This window comes from Thermococcus sp. JdF3 (genome assembly GCF_012027495.1).
Classification (GTDB): Archaea; Methanobacteriota_B; Thermococci; order Thermococcales; family Thermococcaceae; genus Thermococcus.
The window spans coordinates 355,825-377,999 of the sequence record NZ_SNUK01000003.1; the positions used below are offsets into that span (position 1 = coordinate 355,825).

Sequence of the window (22,175 nt, forward strand, 5' to 3'; positions counted from 1 at the left end):
CTCAGTGCTTCAGATGCCGTAGAACTCGTCGAGGGTCTTCTCCAGCATTTTGATTTCCCTTTCGAGCTTGTCGAGGACGTTCCTGTTTATCCTGAGTCCCCTGAGCCTCTCGATGAAGAGAAGGCTTATGAGGTGGTCCTGAACGGTGAGCTTCTCCGCCGGCTTCCACTCGGGATCCCTGTGGTGCGGCCTGGTGCCCTTGGCGTAGTGCAGGAGGTTGTTGAGGACCCCCTCGCTTATCCAGCCTATCTCGTAGTAGAACTCAAGGACGCGCTCGAGGTTCTGGATGCCGACCCTGTCGATGAGGAACCCGAGCCACTTGAGTGCAATCATTGTGGAGACGATGTCATCGGGCAGTTTCTCCAGCCTGGCCTTCCTCGGCTCCTCCTCGAAGAGCAGGCTTGCGATGTCCTCCGGAATCTGGAACTTCTCAGCCATCTTAACACCACCTTCCTCCTTTTCAACAGATTCTTCCTCAATTTCAATCTCGTGAGCAGGAACCTCTTCAAGGGCTTCAACCTCTTCGGTCTCCACCGCCTCAGGGGCGGCCTCTTCAACACCTTCGGGCGCTTCAAGCTCCTCGTGAGCCTCCTCCGGGAGTTCCTCAATCGGGGCCTCTTCGACCTCGATGGTCTCGACTCCCTCCTCGGGGAGTTCCTCGATTTCTTCCTCAACGGTGACCTCGGGAACCTCTTCCACCGGTGCCTCCTCAACTGCCTCCTCCGCCTCTTCCTCGGGCGGCACTTCAAGGATGGCCTCCTCGGCGGCGGTTTCGGCCTCCGCGACGGCCTCCTCAGCGGCCCTGAGCTCCTCTTCCGAAACGGCTTCCCCGGCCTCTATCTTCTCCTGAAGCTCCTCAAGCTTCTCCTGGGCTTCTTCGAGTTTTTCGGCGGCGGTCTGTGCCTCCACCTTCTCGGCTATCTCCTCCACCTTCTCCTGAAGCTCGTCGAGCTTCTGGGTCAGCTCCTCCGGAACCTCCTCCTTCTCCTCCTCTTCGAGGAGCCCCTCGAGCTTCTCGATCTTCTCGTGGACTTCCTCAACCTTCCTGGAGACCGTTTCGGCCTTCTTCTCCTGGACGTCAAACTTGGCCGACTCCAGAGCCTCAACGAGCCTTCCAAGCTGGAGGCCGAGGTCGGTGAGCCTCTTGCCCAGCTCATCGACGCGTTTGTTGAGCTGCTCGTATTTGGTCGCCTGACTTCCGTAGGTGTCGAGCACCTTCTGAACGATCTTGTCGAGCTGGTCGTAGGTCAGATTCTCCTTCCTGGCGATGAGCTTCTCCCTGAGGTCGTTGATGACCACCGTTGGAACCCTGCCCTTGAGCTCCGCGAGCTTGGCGTTTATGTCGGCCTCCGTGACCAGCCTTGTCATCTCCACGCCTCACACCTCCGCGAGCACCTCGTAGATTATCGAGTCAAGGTCAACACCGTAACCGGCGAGCACCTTAATGTCGTTCTTCAACTGCGCTATCTCCAGCTTTAAGTCTTCCAGTTCCTTTCTGAGGTCCTGAATCTCACTGGTGAGCGGGTTCTCCTGACCCATCTGCTCCTTGAAGGGGTTTATCTCCTGGCTGATGACCTCGTAGAGCATCATGACGTCCTTGATGGTCTTGTCGAGCCTGTCGATGTCGTCGCGGAGCTCCTGAATCTGCTTCTTGAGGGTGTCGATGCTTATCTTTATCCTCGGGATGTCGTTCTCGATCTCGTTGACGCGCTCCAGCACCTGGGTCAGCTGCTCGTTCTCCTCCCTGTTCTCCACGCGCTCCTCAAGCTCCTCCTCAAAGACGGGCTCCACTGCCTCAGGGGTGGCCTCCTCCTTGGGCTTTTTCTTGAATAATGATGAAAGGAAATCCAGCGCCACCTACGCCACCCCCTCACTGGAGCTCCATCAGGTTGTCGGTGTACGTGCTCGGCGAGGTGAAGTCTATGACACCACCCGCACCGTTCTCGGGTATGACCTTGCCCGTGACCTTGGTGCCGGGGCCGATGCCGTAGCCGTTGGTAGGCGTATTATCGCTGTCGAACGGTATAGTCCAGATGGCTATGCCCGCTATGTCGCCCCAGCTGAGGGTCGGGTGCTGCCAGCTGCCGCTGAGGCTCTGGTCGGCATCGGCGACGACGACGATGCCGAAGAGCATCTTGTCTCCGACTGTGGCGTTGTAGAGGTTCTTCCAGAGGGTGTTTAGATCATTATTAGTTCCAGTCAGCTCGGTAAGTGAAGGTGTAGGTGAGATGCCCCCTGTAGAGTTCTCAACCTCTGGGAACACGTTGCTGACGTCACCGGAGTAGAGGAAGTAATTCGCACTGATACCGTCCCCCTGCGGGTCAACGTACCTGTAGACCGCCATCCTCTTTCCGTCGCTGAGGACGACCTTGACGTGGGCGAGGTCTATGCCGCCGCTTCCCGCGTTCGGGGAAACGTAGATGACCATCCTGGTTATCTTGCCGCTTCCGGGCGGGTCGGCCGGGGTGTAGCCGTAGACGTTCATCACCTTTATGCCACTGGCAACCTCCTGGGTGGTCTGCCTTCCGGTGGCCATGGCCTTCTGCTGGAGGTAGCCGCTGGTGCTGATGAGCACTCCCGCGGCCACTGCAGCTACCAGCACCATTGCAATGAAGACGATGAGCGTTCCAATACCGATGGCACCGCGCCTCATGTTCTCACCTCACTGGAGCACCATCACGTTGTAGTTATACGTCGCGGGGGTCGTGAAGTCTATAACTCCCGCGGCACCAACCTCGGGTATGACCTTTCCGACCATCTTGGTGGCGGGGCCTATACCTTTCTCGCCGTTCTCTGCCTTAAATACTGTGGTCTTCACGAGGAGCGCCACCATGTCGCCCCACTCGAGGTTCGGGTGGTTCACGTCCATCTCGCTCGCGCCGTCGTGGATGACCACTATGGCAAAGCTGGTGTCGGCAAAGCTGGTGTTGTCCCAGATTTTGCTCGCTATCTCCGTGCTGTTGAAGAGGTCATCGACGACACCCTTGTAGAGTATGCCGCTGTAGTTGTAGACCACGAGCTTGATGCCGTCGCTCAGGACTATTTTGACGTTGCTGAGGTCGATTCCCTCACTGCCGGAGTTGGGGGCTATGAATACCGCCATCCTGCTTATCGTCCCCTTGCTCGGCGGGGTCGCGTTGGTGTAGCCGTAGATGTTGATGACCTTAAGGCCGCTCGCAACTTCCTGGGTGGTCTGCCTCCCGGCGGCCTGGGCCTTCTGCTCGAGGTAGCCCGCTGTTCCTATGATGACACCCGCTGCAACCGCTGCCACGAGGACCATTGCGATGAAGACTATGAGCGTGCCGATGCCTATTGCTCCCCTCCGCATAGCACCACCTCCTGAAAATTCTCAAAGAACGAAAGGGAAAGAGAAGCGCTGGGCTTCACTGGAGCTCCATGACGCTCTCGGTGTAGGTGCTGGGAGTGGTGAACTCGATGACGCCGGGGGCGCCGAACTCTGGGACAACACGGCCGATAATCTTGGTGTTGGGCTGGATACCGGTTCCGAACACACCGCTAGTGGCGTAAGTGGTAGTTCCGTCGTTCTTTATGTTTCCAACCCTGACCGCGATTATCGCGAGGTCTCCCTTGGTGAGGGTCGGGGTGGACTGCTTGAGAGAGCCGTCGCTATCCTGGACGACGATAATTCCGAAGTTGGTGCTGCTGAGGTTTGCCCAGTTGATGTACTGGTCACTGTCATAGGTATTGGCGGTATCATCTGCAAAGACGTTGTCGGGCATACCAACTGAGAACACGTCACCGGCGTTGGGGTCGTAGTTCAGCGTTGCCTCCTTGGTTCCGTCGCTGAGGACGACGCGAACCTTCTTCATGTCGATGCCGGCGCTGCCGGCGTTCGGGGAAACGTAGATGGCGAGCTTGCTTATGTCTTTGTAGGTGGTGCCGTCGTACGGGGAGTAGCCAACGACGCTTTCAACCTTTACTCCGCTCGCGACCTCGTTGGTGGTCTGCCTCCCAGTGGCCTGGCTCTTCTGCTGGAGGTAACCGCTCGTGTTGATGAGCACCGCGGCGGCCACTGCTGCAACCAGCACCATGGCTATGAACACGATCAGGGTACCAATCCCAACGGCACCTTTCCTCTTCCTACCGAACATTCACACCACCTCCTCAGATAAATTTGGAAAGGGCATCACTGCAGGCTGATAACGTTGCTGGTGAAGCTCGTTGGAGTGGTGAACTCGATGATGCCCGGGGCACCGAACTCCGGGACGACCTTGCCGGTTATCTTCTGCCTCGGCTGGAAGCCCTTGCCGAAGACCGCTGAAACACCTATCTTGTCTGCACTGTCTGAATTGGTACCGTCGGTTATCGTTACAGTCGCAGTACCCACGTCAAAGTAGGTCGTGTCGCCGACGAAAAGGGTCATGGCGACGAGGTCTCCCTTGTTGAGGGTCGGGTAGTCAGCCTTCACAGAGCCGTCACTGTCCTGAAGGGCGATAAGGCCAAAGCTGGTCGGGGCAGTTATGTTCTTCCATGCGTTGAGGGTGGCACTAAAGATGTTGCCCACAACTCCAGCATCGTGTGCGTACCCGGCGAAGGCGTTGAGGTTAGGATCGACCTGGATAGTGACGGTGGTACTGCTGGTAGGATCGTAGTAGATGGTAACATTGTTGTTACCGATTGTTCCACCAGCTATCGTTGCATTGCTGAGTGTCACATTGTAAAGACCAGCGGTGCCGTCGTAAACAACATTGACGGCGCCCGTGAAGTTAGCGATGACCTTGACCCACCTGTTGTTGGCAGTATTATAGAAGGTTATGTACTTGCTAGTGTCGTTGAGCTGGAGGTACGTGGCTATGTAGCTGGTCCAGTTGAAGGCGTCGGTCCTGTAGTTGAATATAGCCTGGGAGTCACCGTCACTAAGGACAATCTTGGTCTTGCTGAGGTCAATTCCGGCGCTGCCGGCGTTCGGGCTGACGTAGACGGCGAGCTTGGTTATCCTGCCGCTGGCCGGCGGGTCGTATGGGTCATAGCCGACGACCTTGGCAACCTGTATTCCACTGGCAACCTCCTGGGTGGTCTCCCTGCCCGTGCTGGAAGCCTTCTGCTGCAGGTAGCCGCTGGTGTTGATGAGCACTGCAGCGGCCACTGCAGCTACCAGCACCATGGCAATGAAAACTATCAGGGTACCGATACCCACGGCACCTCTCTTCTTCAGTCTCCCAAACATGGCCTCTCACCTCCTCAAATAAATTTGGAAAGGAAATCACTGGAGCTCCATAACGGCCTCAGTGTAGGTGCTCGGGGTGGTGAACTCTATAACACCGGGAGCGCCGAACTCCGGAACGACCTGACCGGTTATCTTGATTCCCGGCTTAATACCGTAGCCAAAGACACCGGTATTCTGGTCGGTTCCAACCTTGACGGTGAGGACAACGAGATCTCCCTGGCTGAGGGTCGGGTAGTCGTCGCTGAGGCTACTGTCGGAGTCCTGGAGGACTATGATACCAAACTCGGTGGCGTTGTTTACTATGTTACTCCACGCGGTTTGGGTGGTGTCAAAGATGTCCGCAACAGGGCCTGTGGTGAAAGCGTCGTTAGTCTCGCTGGGGCCACCTTTGTACTTCAGAACAGCCTCAAGAACACCGTTGCTGAGAACAAGCTTGGTGCTACTGAGGTCAATTCCGGCGCTGCCGGCGTTCGGGCTGACGTAGATGGCAAGCTGCTGGATGTATTCAAGGCTACCGTTCGCCTTACCAACAACCCTCTCGACCTGTATGCCGCTGGCAACCTCCTGGGTGGTCTCCCTGCCCGTGCTGGAAGCCTTCTGCTGCAGGAAGCCGCTCGTGTTGATCAGCACGGCCGCCGCAACAGCGGCAACCAGCACCATGGCAATGAAAACTATCAAGGTCCCAATACCAACCGCACCTTTCCTTGTCCTGGCTTTCATTCTCCATGCACCCCCTGGGGGTTCTTTGCGCTGGGGATTACGTTGTGTAAATATAAAGGCCTTTTTTGTTCTTAGTAGTGTAGGTGGTTGTGTAGGTACATGTGTAGGTACTGACCACGATGGCCCCGACGAACCATCGCCAAGGTATATAAAGGGGACAAGGGCATAAGGTTACGGTGATTCCCATGGGAGGAAGGCAGAGGGCAATAGTGCTGGGATTGATACTGTTGCTCCTCGGCAGTGGTATCCCCACCGTCATGGGTGTGAGTTACGCATACAGCGAGGCCAGCAACGTCCAGCTCTTCCTCTGGCCGTCAGGCAGACTCGTCGCCCCCAACCAGACGGTGACGATTGCGGTCGTGCTCTGGAAGCCCGGCGAGGGTGGAGTAGCGAACGCAACGGTAACCATCGAGGTCGAGGACAGGCTCTACAACGTCACCACCAACGGGGACGGCTTCGCGAGCCTGAACCTGACGTTCACTGAGGAAGGTGGCTATGAAGTCAGGGCCCTCTACGGTGAGGTCTCAACGGGCACGTGGATTGACGTTAAAGCCGTCCCCGAGTACCTTTTCATCGAGAAAGACCTCGAGCTCCAGGTCAACAGGGCATACACCGTCGAGTGGAACCTCGTAACTCCGTACCTTTTCACGCCCTACAGCGGAACCGTCAACGTGACGGTGCTCTTCAACGACAGAGCGGTTGAGAGCCGTCCCATCAACGTCACCGGTGGAAAGCTCAGGCTCAGCCTTCAGTTCAACGAGACCGGAACTGGTTCGATACTATTTGACGGCAGGACGGCTTCATACTTTGAGGTTCGCAGCAGGGTAATCCTCGCCAAGCTCATGGCACCGGACAGGGCATACGTCGGCCAGAACGTGACGGTTCACATCCTGGCCCTGGACGCCGGAAGAAACACCCCCTACAGTGGAAACGTCACGGTTAAGACTATCTCCTTCAACGGCACCGAGGAAACCGTTGACAGATTCACCATCGAAATCGAGAACGGCTACGGTAACTTCACGGTAACCGTCCCCGAATGTGACCATCTGACTGTCTCTGTGGAGCTGGGCAGGGGGCCGAGCCACACAATATGGGTCGAGAGGCCCGCTCAGGCACCCACGAATGGGGGCAACGGCAACGAGACGCCGCTAATATTCACGATAACTCCAGACAGGGTGCTCGCCGAGCCCGGGCAGAGCATCTCATTCGTCGTCAACACGACCAGAGAGGGAACCTATAACATGACCGTCACCTGGTACGGCTGGAGGTTCACGAGCTGGGACGTCTGGGACGGGGAAACCAATACCACCCTCGTGACCTTCAACGGCACCAAGAGCGTCCTCAAGAGGATAAAGGTCCCTGAGTGGGCCTACTACGGCGAAATCAGGATTGGAAACGCAGTGGCCAGAGTTTACACCCTAAGGCCGAGCGTCTGGGCCGACGCCTGGGTTAACCTCACCTACAGCCCGGAGATAGGGCTCGAGACAGGAGACGTCATAATGGTCAGTGGCGACCTCAAGAACAAGACCAAGGACTGGTTCTTTGAGTGGGAGGAGTTTTACAGGGGTCTCGTCAACGAGACCGTGCACATATTCACCCCCTGGGGCGTTAAGGCCGTGAAGACCGGGGAGGATGGCAGGTTCAGCGCCAGCATTCCGGTTCCTTCGGAGAGACTGCCCGACATGGTCTGGGACAGGCACCCGGAGGTTCTCGTCATCCACAGGTCGGGAGCGTACGCGGACAGGACCGTTGACACGCCAAGGGGCAGGGTCTTCGTCAACATCACCTCCGACGGGGTCAGGATAAACGTTGAACCCGACAGCGACTGGAGGTATTACCCGAACCTGACGACCCCAACGGTGGTCGAGTTCGGCCAGTCCTTTGACTGGTACTACATCGGGAACGTCACATCCGTCTACGTCAACTCGACGAACGCCACGATTCCGGGCAACATAAGCGCCGGGGTTTACATGTTCAAGATCCTCCCCAACCACTGGCTCTGCCTCAAGGAGCCACATGGGACCTCCTGCGGGGCGGGAAGCCACAGCACCGAGAGGGTTTACTACGTGACGGGCGGGCTTGAGCTCCCGGACAGCGCGACCTACAGCGGTGGGGAGCTCGAGGTTCCGATAAAGCTCCCGGGAAGGGGCGTGTTCTACTACTCCTACGACTCAAACGGCCAGAGGCACTACGGGGTAGGGTTCACAGATGAGAACGGAAGCGGAGTCGCCAGGATAGAGGTAGGGAACCTCCCGCTGGGAGGACCGGAATGGCTCATCATCAAGTTCGGCTTTGTGAGCGACAGGGGATCCCTCTTTGACATTAACTGGAACCTAATTGTCAGAAACGAGGCTGACGTCCTTCCGCCGGCGATTACCGCGGACGTAACGCCGGAGGTTCAGGAGGTAGGAAAGAACGTGACGGTTTACATAGACGTGAGGGACGATGGAAAGCTCAGGCAGGTCAACTTCACGATAACGAACGTGACCGACATCATCAGGGCGGAAAGCTTCAACGTATCGACGAGCGGGTTCGTGCACAGGTTCAACTTCACCGTAAGGGGCCTCGAAGACTACATCCTGAACGTTACGGCGGTTGATGAAGCCGGCCACGTCTCGACCAGGCTGGTCAACTTCTACGGCAAAGCCGTCGAGACGAGGGAGCTCAACCTCACCGCCAACGAGACCCACGAGCTCAACGTGGCCAACCAGACCCGGATAGTGGTTGCCCCAGCCCAAAACGAGAGTGTTGCCATGAACATCACCGTCGCCTCGGCCGTTGAGAACGAGAGCGCGAGGGTGAAGATGACGGCCAAAGGCTACGAAGACCTCAAGTACGTTAAGGTCGAGACCAACGGGACGGTAGAGTACTCGTGGGTAATCCTCAACCTGACCTACAGCGACGAGATGCTCAGGAGGCTCGGCATAAGCGAGAACGCCGTGACGCTCCTCTACTGGAACGGAAGCGAGTGGATTGACCTCAGCAAGCACGTCGGAGAGACAATTCCTGACAACTCGCCCTACGGCAACATAACGGTCTTCGGCTTCGGAAGGGACCCGGTACACAACTACGCCTGGGCCAACGTGAGCCACCTCAGCGAGTACAGCCTGGGCGTCATGCTGCCGGACCTGAGGGTGGTCGGGATAAGCGCGGAGAACGCTGTGGCCGGGAAGGAGACAGAGGTGAGCGTGACCCTGGTCAACAATGGCGGGGCCGTTGATGGGGAGTTCACGGTGTCCCTCTACGCAAACGACACCCTCGTGAAGACCGAGAGGGTCAGCGGGATCGGCGCCGGAGAGGAGAAGACGGTGAAGTTCACGTGGACGCCGGACAAGAGCGGCACCTACATCCTCAGGGCCACCGCAGACGGAGATGACGCCATCGTCGAGAGCAACGAGACAAACAACGAACTGTCCGCTGAGGTTCGGGTCACCCCCGCGCCGAAGGTGAGCAAGGGCACAGCGGTCACACGTATGAACTACATCGGCTACATGTACTACCACATGCTTTCGAAGAGGTTTGAGGAGCTGTACAACGAGTCCCTGCGGAAGGGCGTGGACAATGAGACCCTAACCGCGGCCCTGGAGCACAGGAAGCTGGCCGAGGAGTACTACGAAAAGGCGGAGGAGTTCGGCCCGGTGCTCCAGAACCTCAACAACCCGCAGATACTCGCCCCGCTCAGGAGGGCGTACCTGGAGATGCTGAAGGCCGTCAGGATACTGGAAGAGGCCCTCGGATGAGGGCCTCAAGCCCCAATTTTTCAGGTTTTCCGAAATTTTTGAGAACCTGAGGGCTTAGAACCCGAAGCTATCGGAAATTAGAAACAGAAAAGGAAAGTTCTCATCTCTTTCTGATGACCATTATGCTCCTGGCGGGCCGGGTTATCTCGACATCGAAGCCCTCCTCCAGGATAACGTCCCTGATCTCCGCCGCAGAGGGGAAGCCAATGAAGTCCTTGTTGAGGCTCTCAAAGAACTCGAGGGCCTGAATGTGGGCAAAGGCGTCCCTGAACGGCTCAAGCACCACCATCTTCCCACCGGACTTGAGCGTCTCAAGGGCACCCCTGAGAACCCTCTCCCTATCCTTGGCGTACTCAAGGACGAAGCTCATGAGGACCACGTCGTACTCGTTAACCGGACGGATGAGCTTTGCGTCCATCTCCTTCAGCTCAACGGGCAGGTTTTTCATCTCCACCCTGGCCCTCGCTATCTCCAGAAGCGCCGGAGAGTAGTCGATTCCCAGATAGAAGCCATTGTAGCCTATCATCTCGGCGAACTGGACAGGAGACACCGAGCCGCAACCGATGTCGAGCACGTGCATACCCGGCCTTAGGCCAGCGGCCTGGGCCATGGCGTTGCGGTACACCGCGGAGAAACGGGTGCTCATGCGCATGTCCCAGAAGTCGGCGTCCTTATCGAAGTCCATGAGAACGTGCGGATGGACCGGGGTTATGAAAGCGTAGTCAACCATGCGGTATATCTCCTCCAGAACGGGCACCCAGTCATGAATCAGGAGGTCGTACCTCTCACCTGGGACATGCACGGTGTACGTAAAGCCGTTGAGGTGAAGCCTGCCGCCCTTTTCGGCCACTATTCCCAGGCGCTCCAGCGTGTCGATAAAGTCCAGAAGAAGGCGCCTGTTGGGCAGGCCCACGTGGTCAACCAGCTCCTGCACCGTTGGGGCCCTGGAGAGCAGAGGAAATATGCCGTGCTTTGTTCCGAGTCCGATTATCTGGAGCACGGAAAACTTGACCATCTGCTCGATGTTGGCATCGACGATATCGGCGGGATTCATGGCACCACACCTCACATGAACCTCCGGTAGTAGCGATAGTACTCCTTAAGATAATCCACGACCTTTTTACCGTAGTCCGTCAGACGGTAGTACTTAAAGCCATTGTTTGAGACTTCCTCCACAAGACCCAGGTAAACAAGGGAACTCTCTCCGTTGTACCTGTTACCCAAACCAACCAGTGCCCCCCTAACGTTGGATGGATCAGAACTGACGACCCTGGCGATCTCAGAAAGGTACGTCGCTGACGGATATATTTCGCTCAGGTACATCAGTATCTTCTTCCTGAGTTCGCTACGATGAAGGGAGCGCAACACCTGCGGATCCACGATTACTGTGTCCATACTCCCCCCTCCCAAAGTCGGTGGTTCCAGGATCAATCACTGTGATTATAGCAAGGCAGCCACTGAAACCCCTCTGGATATCAATGCCTCCATGTGCAGGGGATGGTTGTAGCCCCGTATATTAGATGTGAGTTGTAGAATATATAACGTTTTTGGTTTATCCCTGGGTATAATTCCGCATAAATTTGCCCCATTTGTAGAATCCCCACCCAAAAATTGTATAAATCGGGCTAACGGACAAAGAATCCAATTGATTGAAAATTATCCAACAGACGGCAATCCGGACAAAGGTTTTCGCCCCCTCCAGCCGGAGAACATTCATAAAATCTTAAATACCATCGAAACAAATTGGAGTACGTTGAAGTCAGGTGAGAGTAATGCTGGTCGAAGTGACAATCACCGCGGCGGTCGCAGTGGTTCTGGCGTATTACGTCAAAGACGTCACCAGCAAAGTTCTGGCCAGGCACTTCGAGCTGAAGGAAGAACTCGGGGAGCTGGAGTCAAAATTCTCAAAGCTCAAAGAGGAGCTTGAATCGGAGATCCGGGAGGTTCGAACCAACGTTTCTTCCGGGGAGGAGGACGTACGCGGGGAGTTCATCCAGAAGCTGAACGAACTCCAGAAGAAGCTCAGGGGAGTGGAAAAGGGGCTCAGGGACCTCCAGAAGCTCGAAACCAGGGTGGACTACGAAATCGGCAGCCTGAAGAGGGAGCTGGACAGAACTGGGCGCAGGGTGGAGGAGCTGGAAGACGCGGTGATGGCCACAAAGGACGAGCTTAAGGAGGAGCTTAAAAGGGAGATTCTGGCGGAGCTTGAGGAGGAGATAGAACACCTGGAGGACGTCATTGAGAGACGGAAGCAGTCCGAAGTTGAGGAGTTCCTGGAGATTATAACGGCCGCCGTGACGCTTCAGCCGGAGAAGCTCAAGGATGGAATGGCCGAGGCGAAACGGGCCCTCCTCTCAATGCGGGATATAGCCAAGGTCTACGTGCTCACCGGGCAGGGGCAGAGGGAGTTCCGGGGGTTGAAAGAGAACCTCATAGAACTCCTCAAGAACCTCCGCAAACTCGCGGTTGTCTCGGTTCCGGATGAGAGCGTTTACTCCACTTTCAACGAGATAGTGGTTCGCGTGAAGCGCCTCGATCTGCCAATGAGGGTTGTGAGGGACGGCAAGGAGAAAGAGCTGAACCCGGAGAAGAGCTTTATTTACATCCACCGGGCGGTCTACGAGCTGGCAGGGGAGCTGGACAGGATAGCAGAGGGACTCCAGGAGCCGATACCGGTAACCCCGGTTGAGAAGGAATTCTACGAAAAGCTGCGGCACCAGTTCGAGGAGCTGCAGAAGCTGGAAGAACAGGTCCAGAGGCTCATGCTGAAGCTCGGCGCGGAGAAAGAGGAGACGGAAGACACGAAAGACCGGGACGTTGAAGACCTGCTGAAAGAGCTGAACCTGCTGTGAGTCCCGGGATTAGAACTCCTCCCCCAGGAGTTTGTCAAGGTCGACCATTATGAGGAGCCTCTCTCCATCGTTTATCTTCGCTATGCCCTTTATGTAGCGGATGTCCACGCGGCTTGTGAGGGTCTTGGGTGGCTGGTCGATCTGGTCGTCGGTCAGGGTTATGACGTCCGAGACGGAGTCGACTATAATGCCGATAATCTCGTCCTTAACCTCCGCGATGATTATCTTCTTCGTGGAAAGGTCCTCGTCCATGTCGTAATACCCGAGGAGTTTCTTGAGGTTGACGACGGTGGTGATCTGACCGCGGAGGTTTATGACGCCCTCAACGAAGTCCGGGGAGTTGGGCACGCGCGTTATGGGCATCATTTCCTTGATTTCCCTGACCTTCGAGATATCCAGACAGAACTCCTCGTTTCCAACCATAAAAGCCACTACCTGAATTTCGGCCATTCACCTCACCTCCGGGCACTCCTAACGTTTTCCAGCAGGGTTCTGGATTCGTCTATAGATTCCTCAAGGGCCTTAAGACCCTTTCGTATTTCATCCAAACGCAGCTGGAGCGTTGAGAGGAAGTCCACGAGGGGCAGCATCACGTCCGAGATGTCGTTCTGGATGGCGTAAACACCGTCTATGGTGTCCATGAGCATCTGCACCGACTGGGCCTGTCCGTCTATGCTGTCCGAGAGGTCTTTTATCATGCCCGCGGTCTCATTGGCGCGCCTGGCGATGTCGTCAAAGGCGGCTATGAGTTCCTGAACGGCATCCTTTATTTCCTCCGTGACACGGAACTCCTGTTTGATGGAGCTGACGACGGTGTCTATGCTCTCCTGCATATCCCTGATGAGTTCGGTTATCTGGTCGGTGGACTTCTTGGACTGGTCGGCGAGCTCACGGATGTTCTCTGCAACAACCGCGAAGCCCCTGCCGTGCTCCCCGCTCCTGGCGGCCTCAATGGCGGCGTTGAGTGCCAGAAGGTTGGTCTGGTCAGCGATGCCCCCTATGACCTCAACTATCTCCCCGATGCGCTTGGAGTGCTCGACGAGAATGGAGACCGCCCGCTCCATGTCCTGGTTAACCTCTGTTATGCTGGCCACGTTCAGGGCAACGTTGTCGGAAATCTTCTTACCCCTCTCGGCCATGTCAGCAGTTTCGAGGGCGTAGTCGGTCAGCGCCTGGGCCTGCGTGTTCATCTCCTCTATCCCCGCGGTGAGGGTCTGGATGTAGTCCCCCAGCTCGGCGATGCTGGAGCGCTCCCTCTCCACCAGACTGGCCAGGGAATCGGGATCCGCCGAGGCATCCATCTCCAACATGGGGAGGAGGGAGGAAATCTTTTCCCGGACGTTCTCAAGATTTTTCAGGGCGGTATCCATCCCCTCGAAGGAACAGGGCTGTGAAACAGTCACCCTGCGTTTTCTTAGGGCCTCAGCCTTGTGTTCGATGGAGATGAGACGGGCTGCAATTTCCTCATCGATGCCCCCTACATCGGGATGTCTTCCCTCCAGGATGTCCTCAACCGCCCCGAGAATCCGGAGGGAGTTATCCCTCGTTTTTGAGACGTACGCGCCAACGATTGCGGATGCACCCAGACCCAGAATGAGACCCACGGATGGAGCCACCAGGGTGCCGGCGAGGGTTATCAGAGGGATTGAGCCAACTGCCGTTATGGCAACGATGCGGTTCACTGGCCACACCTCCCAGCAGCACTATTTAACCATGGAGACAGGGAGATAAAAGAGTTTCGCATGTAGGTAATAACCCTTAATACGCGTTACAATAATAACCGGGGAAGTCGTAACAATATACCTATGCACCTACACAACCATCTACACACAAAGATTTTTTATGCCAAAAGCGCAAGGCTTTTGTGGAGTCTGCAATATCCAGTCCAACACCTGGGAGACCCCCCAACGGATGCGTGAGGTAAATGATGGATGTTAAGGATCCCGGCTATATAAGGATCAAGCGGGAGCTGTTCCGCCACCTCAAAGTTAGTAGTGACGCCTACAAGGACACGTACCTCGTGAGACGCATACGGGCAAGGATGAGGAAACTGGGAATCGCAAGCTACACCGAGTACTACAGACTTATAAAGGCAAACAGGAGCGAGCTCGACGAGCTCCTGCTGACCGTGGCCATCAACGTCACGGAGTTCTTCAGAGACCCGGTGGTCTGGAAAACCCTCGAAAAGAAAATCCTGCCCGAGCTGGTCGAGTACAAGCGGGAGATTCACAGCAATTCCCTCAAGATATGGAGTGCGGCCTGCTCAACGGGACAGGAGCCGTACTCGATCGCCATGACACTGTACGAGACGCTGGGCGAAAACCTCGACGGATTCCGGGTCAGCATACTGGCGACGGACATAGACAGGGAGGCCCTGTCGGTGGCCATGAAGGGAGAATACCCCGTGGATGTCATTGAGAAGCAGATACCCAGGAGCATGATACCGAAGTACTTCACCCGCGTAAGCGACGAGCGGTACAGGGTCTCACCGAAGATAAAACGCCTGGTCAAGTTCCGGCAGTTCAACCTCTTCAGCACCACGTACCCGAAGGGGTTCGATATTATATTCATCCGCAACGTGCTCATATACATAAAAAGGGACGCCCAAGAGGAGATATTTGCCAAACTTTATGATTCGCTGGAGGATCACGGGTATCTCGTACTCGGCAAGACCGAGACGATCCTCGGCAATGCCGCCAGGATGTTTAGGTTGTATGACCTCGTTGCAAGGATCTATCGCAAAAATCTGGAGGTGAAAAAACATGGCAAAGGTTTTGGTGGTGGATGATGCCGCTTTCATGCGCATGTTGCTGAAGAAGATACTGACCCAGGGCGGCCACCAGGTCGTTGGGGAGGCAGGCAACGGAAAGGAAGCGGTCCAGAAGTACCAGGAACTGAAGCCGGACGTGGTCACCATGGACATTGTCATGCCAGAGATGGACGGCATTACGGCGGTTCAGGAGATAAAGAAGCTCGACCCCAACGCCAAGATAATAATGATCACCGCGGTGGGGCAGGAAGGAAAGGTCATGGAGGCCCTCAAGGCAGGGGCTTCGGGGTACATAGTCAAGCCGTTCCAGGCCCCCAAGGTGCTCGAGGAGATAGCCAGAGTACTGTCCAGCTGAGGGTGGATTTTGATGCCACTGAGCTCCCCCTCTCGAAAAATCCGGGTACTGGTCGTCGACGACTCCGCGTTCATGAGAAAGATACTCCGGGACATCATAAATTCGGATCCCGAGCTGGAGGTCTGCTGCGAAGCCAGGGACGGTATTGAGGCCATCAGTCTGGCAAAGCTCCACAGGCCGGACGTCGTGACGCTTGACATTGAAATGCCCAAGATGAACGGCCTCGACGCCCTCCGGGTTATAATGAAGCAGACCCCCCTCCCGGTCATAATGGTGAGCGCCCTGACCCAGGAGGGCGCCGAGGCCACCATCAAAGCCCTGGAGTACGGGGCGATAGACTTCATTCCCAAGCCGAGCTCCTCCATCTCCATCAACATGAAAGAGATGCGGGACGAGATAACGGCGAAGATCAAAGAGGCCGCCAGAGTTCCAAGACGGTTCCTGGAGCTCAGAAGAATGAGACTGCTCAGGTCACAGAAGGTCAAAACCAGAAAACCCAGTGTCCCGGCAAAGACCGTTGTCACCATAGCGTCCTCCACAGGGGGCCCGCAATCTCTGCTGAGGATCTTTCCAAAATTCCCCGAGAACCTGAAAGCCGCGATACTGCTCGTCCAGCACATGCCACCCGGATTCACAAAGTCCTTTGCGAAGAGACTCGACAGTCTGAGCAGGATAGACGTCAAAGAGGCGGAGGACGGGGATACAATAGAGGAAGGGAAGGCCTACGTGGCGCCCGGGGATTACCACATGGAGGTGCAGATGAGGGCAGGAAAGCCCGTCATAACGCTCAACAAGAAACCGAAAATACACGGCGTGCGGCCTGCCGCCGACCCCATGATGATAACCGCCGCGGAGGTGTTCGGGCGCAGGACGGTCGGTGTCGTCATGACCGGAATGGGCAAGGACGGTGCCCAGGGAATCATTGCCATCAAGAAGAAAGGGGGCATCACGATAGCGCAGGACAGGGAAACCTCAATAATCTTCGGAATGCCCAAGGCAGCCATAGAGACCGGCATGGTGGACCATGTCGTCCCCCTGGATAAAATCGCCGAGACTGTGGTGATGGCAGTAAACAAAGTTAACCGGGGTGGTGCCGGTGGAAGATCTTTCGCAGTATCTAGATGAGTTCCTCGCCGACGCGAGGGATAGGATAGACAGCCTGAGCAACGCCATACTAACGCTGGAGAAAATCGTCAGGGACGGGGGCAGCGAGGAAGAGAAGAAGGCCATGATAGACCAGATTTTCCGCGATGCCCACACACTAAAGGGCACGGCCGCCACGATGGGCTTCATGAAGCTCAGCGAGGTTGCCCACAAGATGGAGAACCTCTTTGACCTCGTGAGGAGCGGAAAGGTGGAGCCGACGCCTGGACTCATCGACGTACTTCTGGAGTTTCTCGACGCCATTGAGGCAATGGTCGACAGCATAGAGGAGAACGGCAACGAGGGAGATTTTGACGTAGAGGAGCTGTTCGCCAAGGCGGAGAGGTTCTTTGGCGGAGGAGAAGGTGCCAAACGCGAGAGTGGCCCCGCAGAGGAGGCGGCACCCCCTGCGGAACCTCCCACAGGGGAGGAGAGCGAGGGAGGAGGCGAAGCCCCCGGGAGTGAGGCCCCTGAGGGAAGCATCCCGGGCAGGGTATACCGTGTTAGAGTCCACTTCCACAAAGACGCCCAGCTGAGGGGCATCAGGGGATTCCTGATACTCTCCGACCTGGAAGGCATCGGCGAAGTCCTCGAGACCACCCCCGATCGGAGCGTCATTGAAGACGGAAAAGCCGATGTGGATGTACTTGAATTCGTAATCGCGACCGAAGAGAGCCCCGAGAAGATAAAAACTATCGTGACCCGGCATCCCGAGGTCAAGGATGCCGAGGTCGAGGTGCAGGGACAGGCCGCAGGCGAGGGTGCGAAAACGTACACGGTCACAGTGTACGTGCAGAAAGACGCCCCCCTCAAAGGGGTGCGCTCGTATCTGGTCCTCCAGGATCTTCAAAAGATAGGGGACGTTCAGAGAACCATCCCCGACCCCATTGCGATTCAGAACGGAGAGCTAATCGACGGGCACTATTTCAGGGTTCTGCTCGTCTCGAACGTTTCTCAGGAGGAGATATCCAAGACGGTTCTCAAGCATCCCGATGTTCAGGACGTTGAAATCACCGAGGGCGATGTCATCGATGCCCAAAGGCCCGTCCAGGAGAGCCCATCAAAAGAAAAAGCTCCCAGCACTACGGAAACCAAGACCCCCAAAAAGAAGAAACCTCCCTCGACCCCCAAGGTGAAGGTCTCCAAGATAATCAAGGTCGACGTCGGCCATCTGGACAGGCTGATGAACCTCGTCGGTGAGCTGGTCATCACGAAGGGCAGGCTGGAGCAGATAGCGGAGAGGCTCGGCGACAGGGAACTCCTGGAGACCCTCTCAACCCTCTCAAGGCTCCTCACCGAGCTTCAGGACGAGATCATGGAGATGCGCCTCACGCCGGTGGCGGAAGTCTTCAACAAGTTCCCGCGTATGGTTCGCGAGCTGGCGAGAAAGATGGGCAAGGAGGTCGAGTTTGTCATAGAGGGCGCGGATATAGAGGTGGACAGAACGATACTCGACAAACTCGGTGATGTTCTCGTCCATCTCCTGAGGAACGCCATAGACCACGGAATAGAGGCGCCGGAGGAGAGGGAAAAGCTTGGAAAGCCACGCGCGGGCAGGCTCGAACTCATTGCCAGGCGTGAGAGAAGCCACGTTGAGATCATAGTAAAGGACGACGGTCGTGGCATCGATCCCGAGAAGATAAAGAGGAAGGCGCTGGAGAAGGGCCTCATCACCCCCGAGCAGGCCATGGAGATGAGCGACGAGGAGGCAATAAACCTGATATTCCTTCCAGGGTTCAGCACCAAAGAGCAGGTAACGGACGTCTCCGGAAGGGGCGTTGGCATGGACGTCGTCAAGGACGTCGTCAAGAGCCTCAACGGAAGCATATCCGTCCAGAGCAAGGTTGGGAAGGGGAGTACGTTCGTTCTAAAGCTGCCTGTGAGCATGGCCATCATCCAGGCGCTGCTCATTGAGGTCCGGGGAGAGGTCTACGCGGTTCCGATAAACAACATACTCGAGAGCATAGAGATCAGGCGTGAGAACCTGAGGAGCATAGGCGGCAAGGAGGTAATAGTGCTCCGCGGCGAGATAATACCCGTCATAATGCTCCACGAACTCTTTGGACTGCCGGTTCCTGAGAAGGACGAGTTCCCGGCGATAATAATAGACCTCGGCGCACAGAAGGTCGCAGTCGGCGTTGACAAGCTCCTCCACAAGAAGGACATAGTCATCAAGAGCCTCGGAAAGATGCTCTCCCACATCAGCGGCTTCGCCGGCGCCACTATACTCGGAGACGGTAGTGTTGTTTTAATCATTGAGATAAACGGACTGCTCGGTGGTGGTAGGGGTGGACTCTGAGAACTACGGGGAGTACATCAAAGACCTCGATGAGTTCGCCAAGAGCGCGCTGGTCGAAACCTTCAACATAGGTGCTTCCAAGGCCGCGGATGTCCTCAGCGAGATGACGGGTCTAACCGTCAACATTACCGTACCGGAAATAGAGATAGTATCCATCAAGAGCGTGCCTGAAAGGGTGGGAGAGGACGTAAAGGTGGCTGTCTACATCGGACTCAGCGGTGGCTTTGATGGCCACGCCTTCTTCTTTCTGGATTTTGAGGATGCACTCAGGATGTTTGACTTAATGACAGGAATGCCTCCGGGTTCAACGGCGGAGTTCGACGAGATGGTGCGGTCCGCAGTCATGGAGGCAGGCAACATCCTGATCTCCGCCTTCGCCAACGCCCTCAGTGAATTCCTCGGGGAGGGGATAGACCAGACACCGCCAGATATAGCGGTTGACTTCACCCCTGCGATACTGGACTTCGCACTCGCAGATATCGGCCAGTACTGCGATTACACCATGCTCTTAAAGACCACCATCCACATGGAAACAGTCCAATTCAAGGAGCACTTCATGATACTGCCCCACCCCGCTTCCATGAAGAAGATTATCGAAACCCTTCTGGGGGGATTTGCATGAGCGAGCACAAGAGCTGGTCGTCGGAGTGGTATCAGGACATATTTAGGGAAGCGTCGAACATAGCGATGAGCCACGCGCTTACGGCACTCTCAAACATGATAGGCGAGATTGAGATGGAACCCCCAACGGTGGAGGTACTGCCGCGGGCAAAGTTTCTGGCGATGATCGCCAGCAGGGGTATTCGGGACAGCTTCGTCGTGATGTTCGACATAACGGAAGGACTGAGCGGCCTCACAATACTCCAGTTCCCGAAGAAGAGCGTCAGGGCGCTGGTATCGCTCCTGCTCGGAATGGACCCGGAGGACGAGGGCATGGACGAGATGGGACGCTCCGCCATCATGGAGATAGGCAACATACTTATCTCCGTCTACACCGATATACTCGCCCAGCTCATCGGAGAACCCGTCTCGCTCAGCCCGCCCAAACCCGTGGAGAGCCTGTACGATGCCGAGATGGAGCTGGCAAGACCCGACCTCAGGGATGTCACCGAGGTGCTGGCGTTCAAGACAAGGTTCTACCAGGCCAACACCGACGTGGAGAGCTTCTTTTACCTGGTTCCAACCAAAGATGCCTTTGACAAGCTTGTGAGCAGACTCGAAGCCCAGATAGAAAGCATTGGAACGAAGGGGGACATCCCCGGGAGCGAGGGGGCGGAAGCGGGGATGAATACCGACCCCGAGGAAAACGGTTCCGGCGAGGGTTGAGTCTTGGGGGAGAGAAAGGTTGGGATCGGAGATTACGCCGTGGGCAAAAAGGCCGGAATAATCAGCACCTACGGCCTGGGTAGCTGCGTTGGCATAACCCTCTACGACCGCCTGACGAAGGTAGGCGGTCTGCTCCACGCCCTCCTGCCGGAGGCGAGCTACTACGGCAACAAGGGAAATCCGGCGAAGTACGTGGATACCGGGCTTGAACTCCTCATATCCGACATCCGGAAGATGGGAGGGAACCCCCGACGCGCTGAGGCCAAGATATTCGGCGGCGCCCACATGTTCACAAACGTCACCACGGAGAAACTCATGATAGGCAAGAGAAACGTCGAAGTCGCAAAAAGAGAGCTTAAACGGCACGGGATAAAGATAGTGGCAGAGGATACCGGCGGGAAAGGCGGAAGGACGATTTATCTCGACCTATCCACTGGCAAGGTTAGAATGAGGCGCGTCTCCAACGGACAGATAACTGAGAGGGTGTACTGACAACCTGAGAAACGTCGGGAGGGTTACGGATGGAGTTTAAGAAAAAGGTAATAGGCATCGTGGTTGTGGCGCTCTTGCTGGTAACAGTGATAGCGGGAGGAATGATGCTGTACACCGGCAACAATACAGCCAAACTGATCGGAACAAAGATGGCACCGGTTGTGGAGGAACAGGCCCAGGAGGCCGTAATGGCCCAGGCCACCGCCATAGCCACGGAGTTCCAGGGATTCTTCAGCACCGTGGAATCCCTCGGCAGTGTCACTAAAGGCTCCGTTGAGCTGTCCCTGAAACAGCTCCAGCTGGATGGAATAGACTTCGGCGATCCCGGCTACGCCGACAAACTCCGGCCGCTTCTCATGGAGCACTTCGCGGTCATAGCCGACTCCGAGTCCTCCCTCAGCGCAGTATATTTTGGCGATGCGAATGGCAACATGTTCATATATCCCAAACAGGAACTTCCCGAGGGTTACGACCCGAGGGTCAGGCCGTGGTACCAGGAGGCCGTTAAGAGGAACGGCCCGACGTGGAGCGAGCCGTACCAGGACGCCTCAAGTGGGAAGTGGGTTATTACCTACGCAATTCCCGTTCACTACAACGGCAGGCTCGTCGGTGTCATCGGACTGGACGTTTTCATCGATACCCTGACGAAGAGGATAGACGGGGTCACCATCGGCGACACCGGCTACGCCTACGTCGTTGGAACGGACGGAACCATATACATGCACCCGAATCACGACTACATAATGAACCTCAACGTCTTCAACGAGCCGAGCCTCAAGCCGATCGCGGATATCGTGAAGGGCGGCAAAGACAGGGACGTCGTGACGTACACATTCAACGGGGTCCAGGCTGTTGCGGCCGGCGTCAAGATACCCAGCACCGGGTGGTACGTCTTTGCCAAGGTCCCGGTCAGCGAGGTAAGCGCCGGAGTGATCAAAGTCATAGAGGACACCAAGAAGACCACCGCGAATTCCGCCCTCATGCTCAGCATCCTCATTCTCGCAATCTCAGCGGCGCTCATAGGAGTCTCGTACAAGATGGTGTCAAACTCACTCAGGCCGCTTGAGGAGCTTAGGAATGTTGCGCAAGCCCTCGCCGAGGGAAGATTAAGCGACGTCAACAAACAACTCAACCAAATCCACTACATCGAAGACGACGAAATAGGAGCCCTCATAAAAGCCTTCGAAGCCGTAGGAAAAGACCTCGTAGGAACACTCAACACCATAGGCGAAAAACTCGAACGCCTCGCCGAAGGCGACTTAAGCAACGGACTAACCGTCGAAGCCAGAG

At 56.3% G+C, this 22,175-nt stretch carries 21 protein-coding genes; 10 read left to right on the plus strand and 11 right to left on the minus strand.

Annotated features, from left to right (window positions below; all coding sequences use genetic code 11):
* Positions 1-9: 9 nt before the first annotated feature.
* From E3E42_RS06960 to E3E42_RS06990, 7 genes are read right to left on the minus strand one after another with little or no spacing between them, the layout of a single operon-like run.
* Positions 10-1,374, minus strand: coding sequence for a FlaD/FlaE family flagellar protein (locus E3E42_RS06960; protein ID WP_370519622.1), 1,365 nt, complete (start codon positions 1,372-1,374; stop codon positions 10-12).
* Between the two features lie 3 nt (positions 1,375-1,377).
* Positions 1,378-1,857: a flagella accessory protein C gene (locus tag E3E42_RS06965; protein ID WP_058939666.1), complete on the minus strand. Its 480-nt coding sequence runs from the start codon at positions 1,855-1,857 to the stop codon at positions 1,378-1,380.
* A 13-nt stretch (positions 1,858-1,870) separates the two neighbouring features.
* Positions 1,871-2,653 carry a flagellin gene (locus tag E3E42_RS06970; protein ID WP_167903578.1) on the minus strand — a complete coding sequence of 261 codons (783 nt, stop codon included), beginning with the start codon at positions 2,651-2,653 and terminating at the stop codon, positions 1,871-1,873.
* A gap of 9 nt (positions 2,654-2,662) precedes the next feature.
* Positions 2,663-3,328 (minus strand): flagellin, encoded by a 666-nt coding sequence (locus E3E42_RS06975; RefSeq protein ID WP_167903579.1) that lies wholly within the window; start codon positions 3,326-3,328, stop codon positions 2,663-2,665.
* Between the two features lie 55 nt (positions 3,329-3,383).
* Positions 3,384-4,112 (minus strand): flagellin, encoded by a 729-nt coding sequence (locus E3E42_RS06980; RefSeq protein WP_167903580.1) that lies wholly within the window; start codon positions 4,110-4,112, stop codon positions 3,384-3,386.
* A gap of 35 nt (positions 4,113-4,147) precedes the next feature.
* Positions 4,148-5,188, minus strand: a complete 1,041-nt coding sequence (locus E3E42_RS12195; RefSeq protein ID WP_167903581.1) for an archaellin/type IV pilin N-terminal domain-containing protein — start codon at positions 5,186-5,188, stop codon at positions 4,148-4,150.
* Positions 5,189-5,224: 36 nt separating this feature from the next.
* The gene (locus tag E3E42_RS06990) at positions 5,225-5,908 is read right to left on the minus strand and encodes a flagellin (RefSeq protein WP_167903582.1); all 684 of its coding nucleotides are present in this window, start codon (positions 5,906-5,908) and stop codon (positions 5,225-5,227) included.
* Between the two features lie 185 nt (positions 5,909-6,093).
* Between E3E42_RS06990 and E3E42_RS06995 the strand changes: the two genes are divergently transcribed.
* On the plus strand, positions 6,094-9,648 hold the full coding sequence (locus E3E42_RS06995) for a CARDB domain-containing protein (protein WP_240913663.1): 3,555 nt from the start codon (positions 6,094-6,096) through the stop codon (positions 9,646-9,648).
* Positions 9,649-9,748: 100 nt separating this feature from the next.
* On the opposite strand, the gene E3E42_RS07000 is transcribed toward E3E42_RS06995, so the two are convergent.
* Positions 9,749-10,702, minus strand: coding sequence for a class I SAM-dependent methyltransferase (locus E3E42_RS07000; RefSeq protein WP_167903584.1), 954 nt, complete (start codon positions 10,700-10,702; stop codon positions 9,749-9,751).
* A gap of 11 nt (positions 10,703-10,713) precedes the next feature.
* Entirely contained in the window at positions 10,714-11,043 is a 330-nt protein-coding gene (locus E3E42_RS07005; RefSeq protein ID WP_058939671.1) for a helix-turn-helix domain-containing protein, read from the minus strand.
* A 377-nt stretch (positions 11,044-11,420) separates the two neighbouring features.
* On the opposite strand from E3E42_RS07005, the gene E3E42_RS07010 reads away from it, so the two are divergent.
* On the plus strand, positions 11,421-12,500 hold the full coding sequence (locus E3E42_RS07010; RefSeq protein WP_167903585.1) for a hypothetical protein: 1,080 nt from the start codon (positions 11,421-11,423) through the stop codon (positions 12,498-12,500).
* 9 nt (positions 12,501-12,509) lie between these two features.
* On the opposite strand, the gene E3E42_RS07015 is transcribed toward E3E42_RS07010, so the two are convergent.
* Both E3E42_RS07015 and E3E42_RS07020 read right to left on the minus strand, forming a co-directional pair.
* A complete protein-coding gene (locus tag E3E42_RS07015; RefSeq protein ID WP_167903586.1) occupies positions 12,510-12,950 on the minus strand; it encodes a chemotaxis protein CheW in 441 nt (146 codons plus the stop codon).
* Positions 12,951-12,955: 5 nt separating this feature from the next.
* The gene (locus E3E42_RS07020) at positions 12,956-14,182 is read right to left on the minus strand and encodes a methyl-accepting chemotaxis protein (protein WP_370519623.1); all 1,227 of its coding nucleotides are present in this window, start codon (positions 14,180-14,182) and stop codon (positions 12,956-12,958) included.
* 242 nt (positions 14,183-14,424) lie between these two features.
* Here E3E42_RS07020 and E3E42_RS07025 point away from each other — a divergent pair, with 242 nt between their 5' ends.
* From E3E42_RS07025 to E3E42_RS07060, 8 genes are all read left to right on the plus strand, one after another.
* Positions 14,425-15,288 (plus strand): protein-glutamate O-methyltransferase CheR, encoded by an 864-nt coding sequence (locus tag E3E42_RS07025; RefSeq protein WP_167903587.1) that lies wholly within the window; start codon positions 14,425-14,427, stop codon positions 15,286-15,288.
* Complete coding sequence (locus E3E42_RS07030; RefSeq protein WP_167903588.1) at positions 15,263-15,625, plus strand: response regulator; 363 nt, start codon at positions 15,263-15,265, stop codon at positions 15,623-15,625. Before E3E42_RS07025 ends, E3E42_RS07030 begins: the two co-directional genes overlap by 26 nt.
* 12 nt (positions 15,626-15,637) lie before the next feature.
* Complete coding sequence (locus E3E42_RS07035; RefSeq protein WP_167903589.1) at positions 15,638-16,750, plus strand: chemotaxis response regulator protein-glutamate methylesterase; 1,113 nt, start codon at positions 15,638-15,640, stop codon at positions 16,748-16,750.
* On the plus strand, positions 16,722-19,067 hold the full coding sequence (locus tag E3E42_RS07040; RefSeq protein ID WP_167903590.1) for a chemotaxis protein CheW: 2,346 nt from the start codon (positions 16,722-16,724) through the stop codon (positions 19,065-19,067). The genes E3E42_RS07035 and E3E42_RS07040 overlap by 29 nt, the downstream gene beginning before the upstream one ends.
* On the plus strand, positions 19,057-19,689 hold the full coding sequence (locus E3E42_RS07045) for a chemotaxis protein CheC (protein WP_167903591.1): 633 nt from the start codon (positions 19,057-19,059) through the stop codon (positions 19,687-19,689). The genes E3E42_RS07040 and E3E42_RS07045 overlap by 11 nt, the downstream gene beginning before the upstream one ends.
* On the plus strand, positions 19,686-20,393 hold the full coding sequence (locus E3E42_RS07050; RefSeq protein ID WP_167903592.1) for a chemotaxis protein CheC: 708 nt from the start codon (positions 19,686-19,688) through the stop codon (positions 20,391-20,393). Before E3E42_RS07045 ends, E3E42_RS07050 begins: the two co-directional genes overlap by 4 nt.
* A 3-nt stretch (positions 20,394-20,396) precedes the next feature.
* Complete coding sequence (locus E3E42_RS07055) at positions 20,397-20,885, plus strand: chemotaxis protein CheD (RefSeq protein WP_167903593.1); 489 nt, start codon at positions 20,397-20,399, stop codon at positions 20,883-20,885.
* Positions 20,886-20,914: 29 nt separating this feature from the next.
* The coding region (locus tag E3E42_RS07060; protein ID WP_167903594.1) for a cache domain-containing protein at positions 20,915-22,175 on the plus strand (1,261 nt) is incomplete at its 3' end.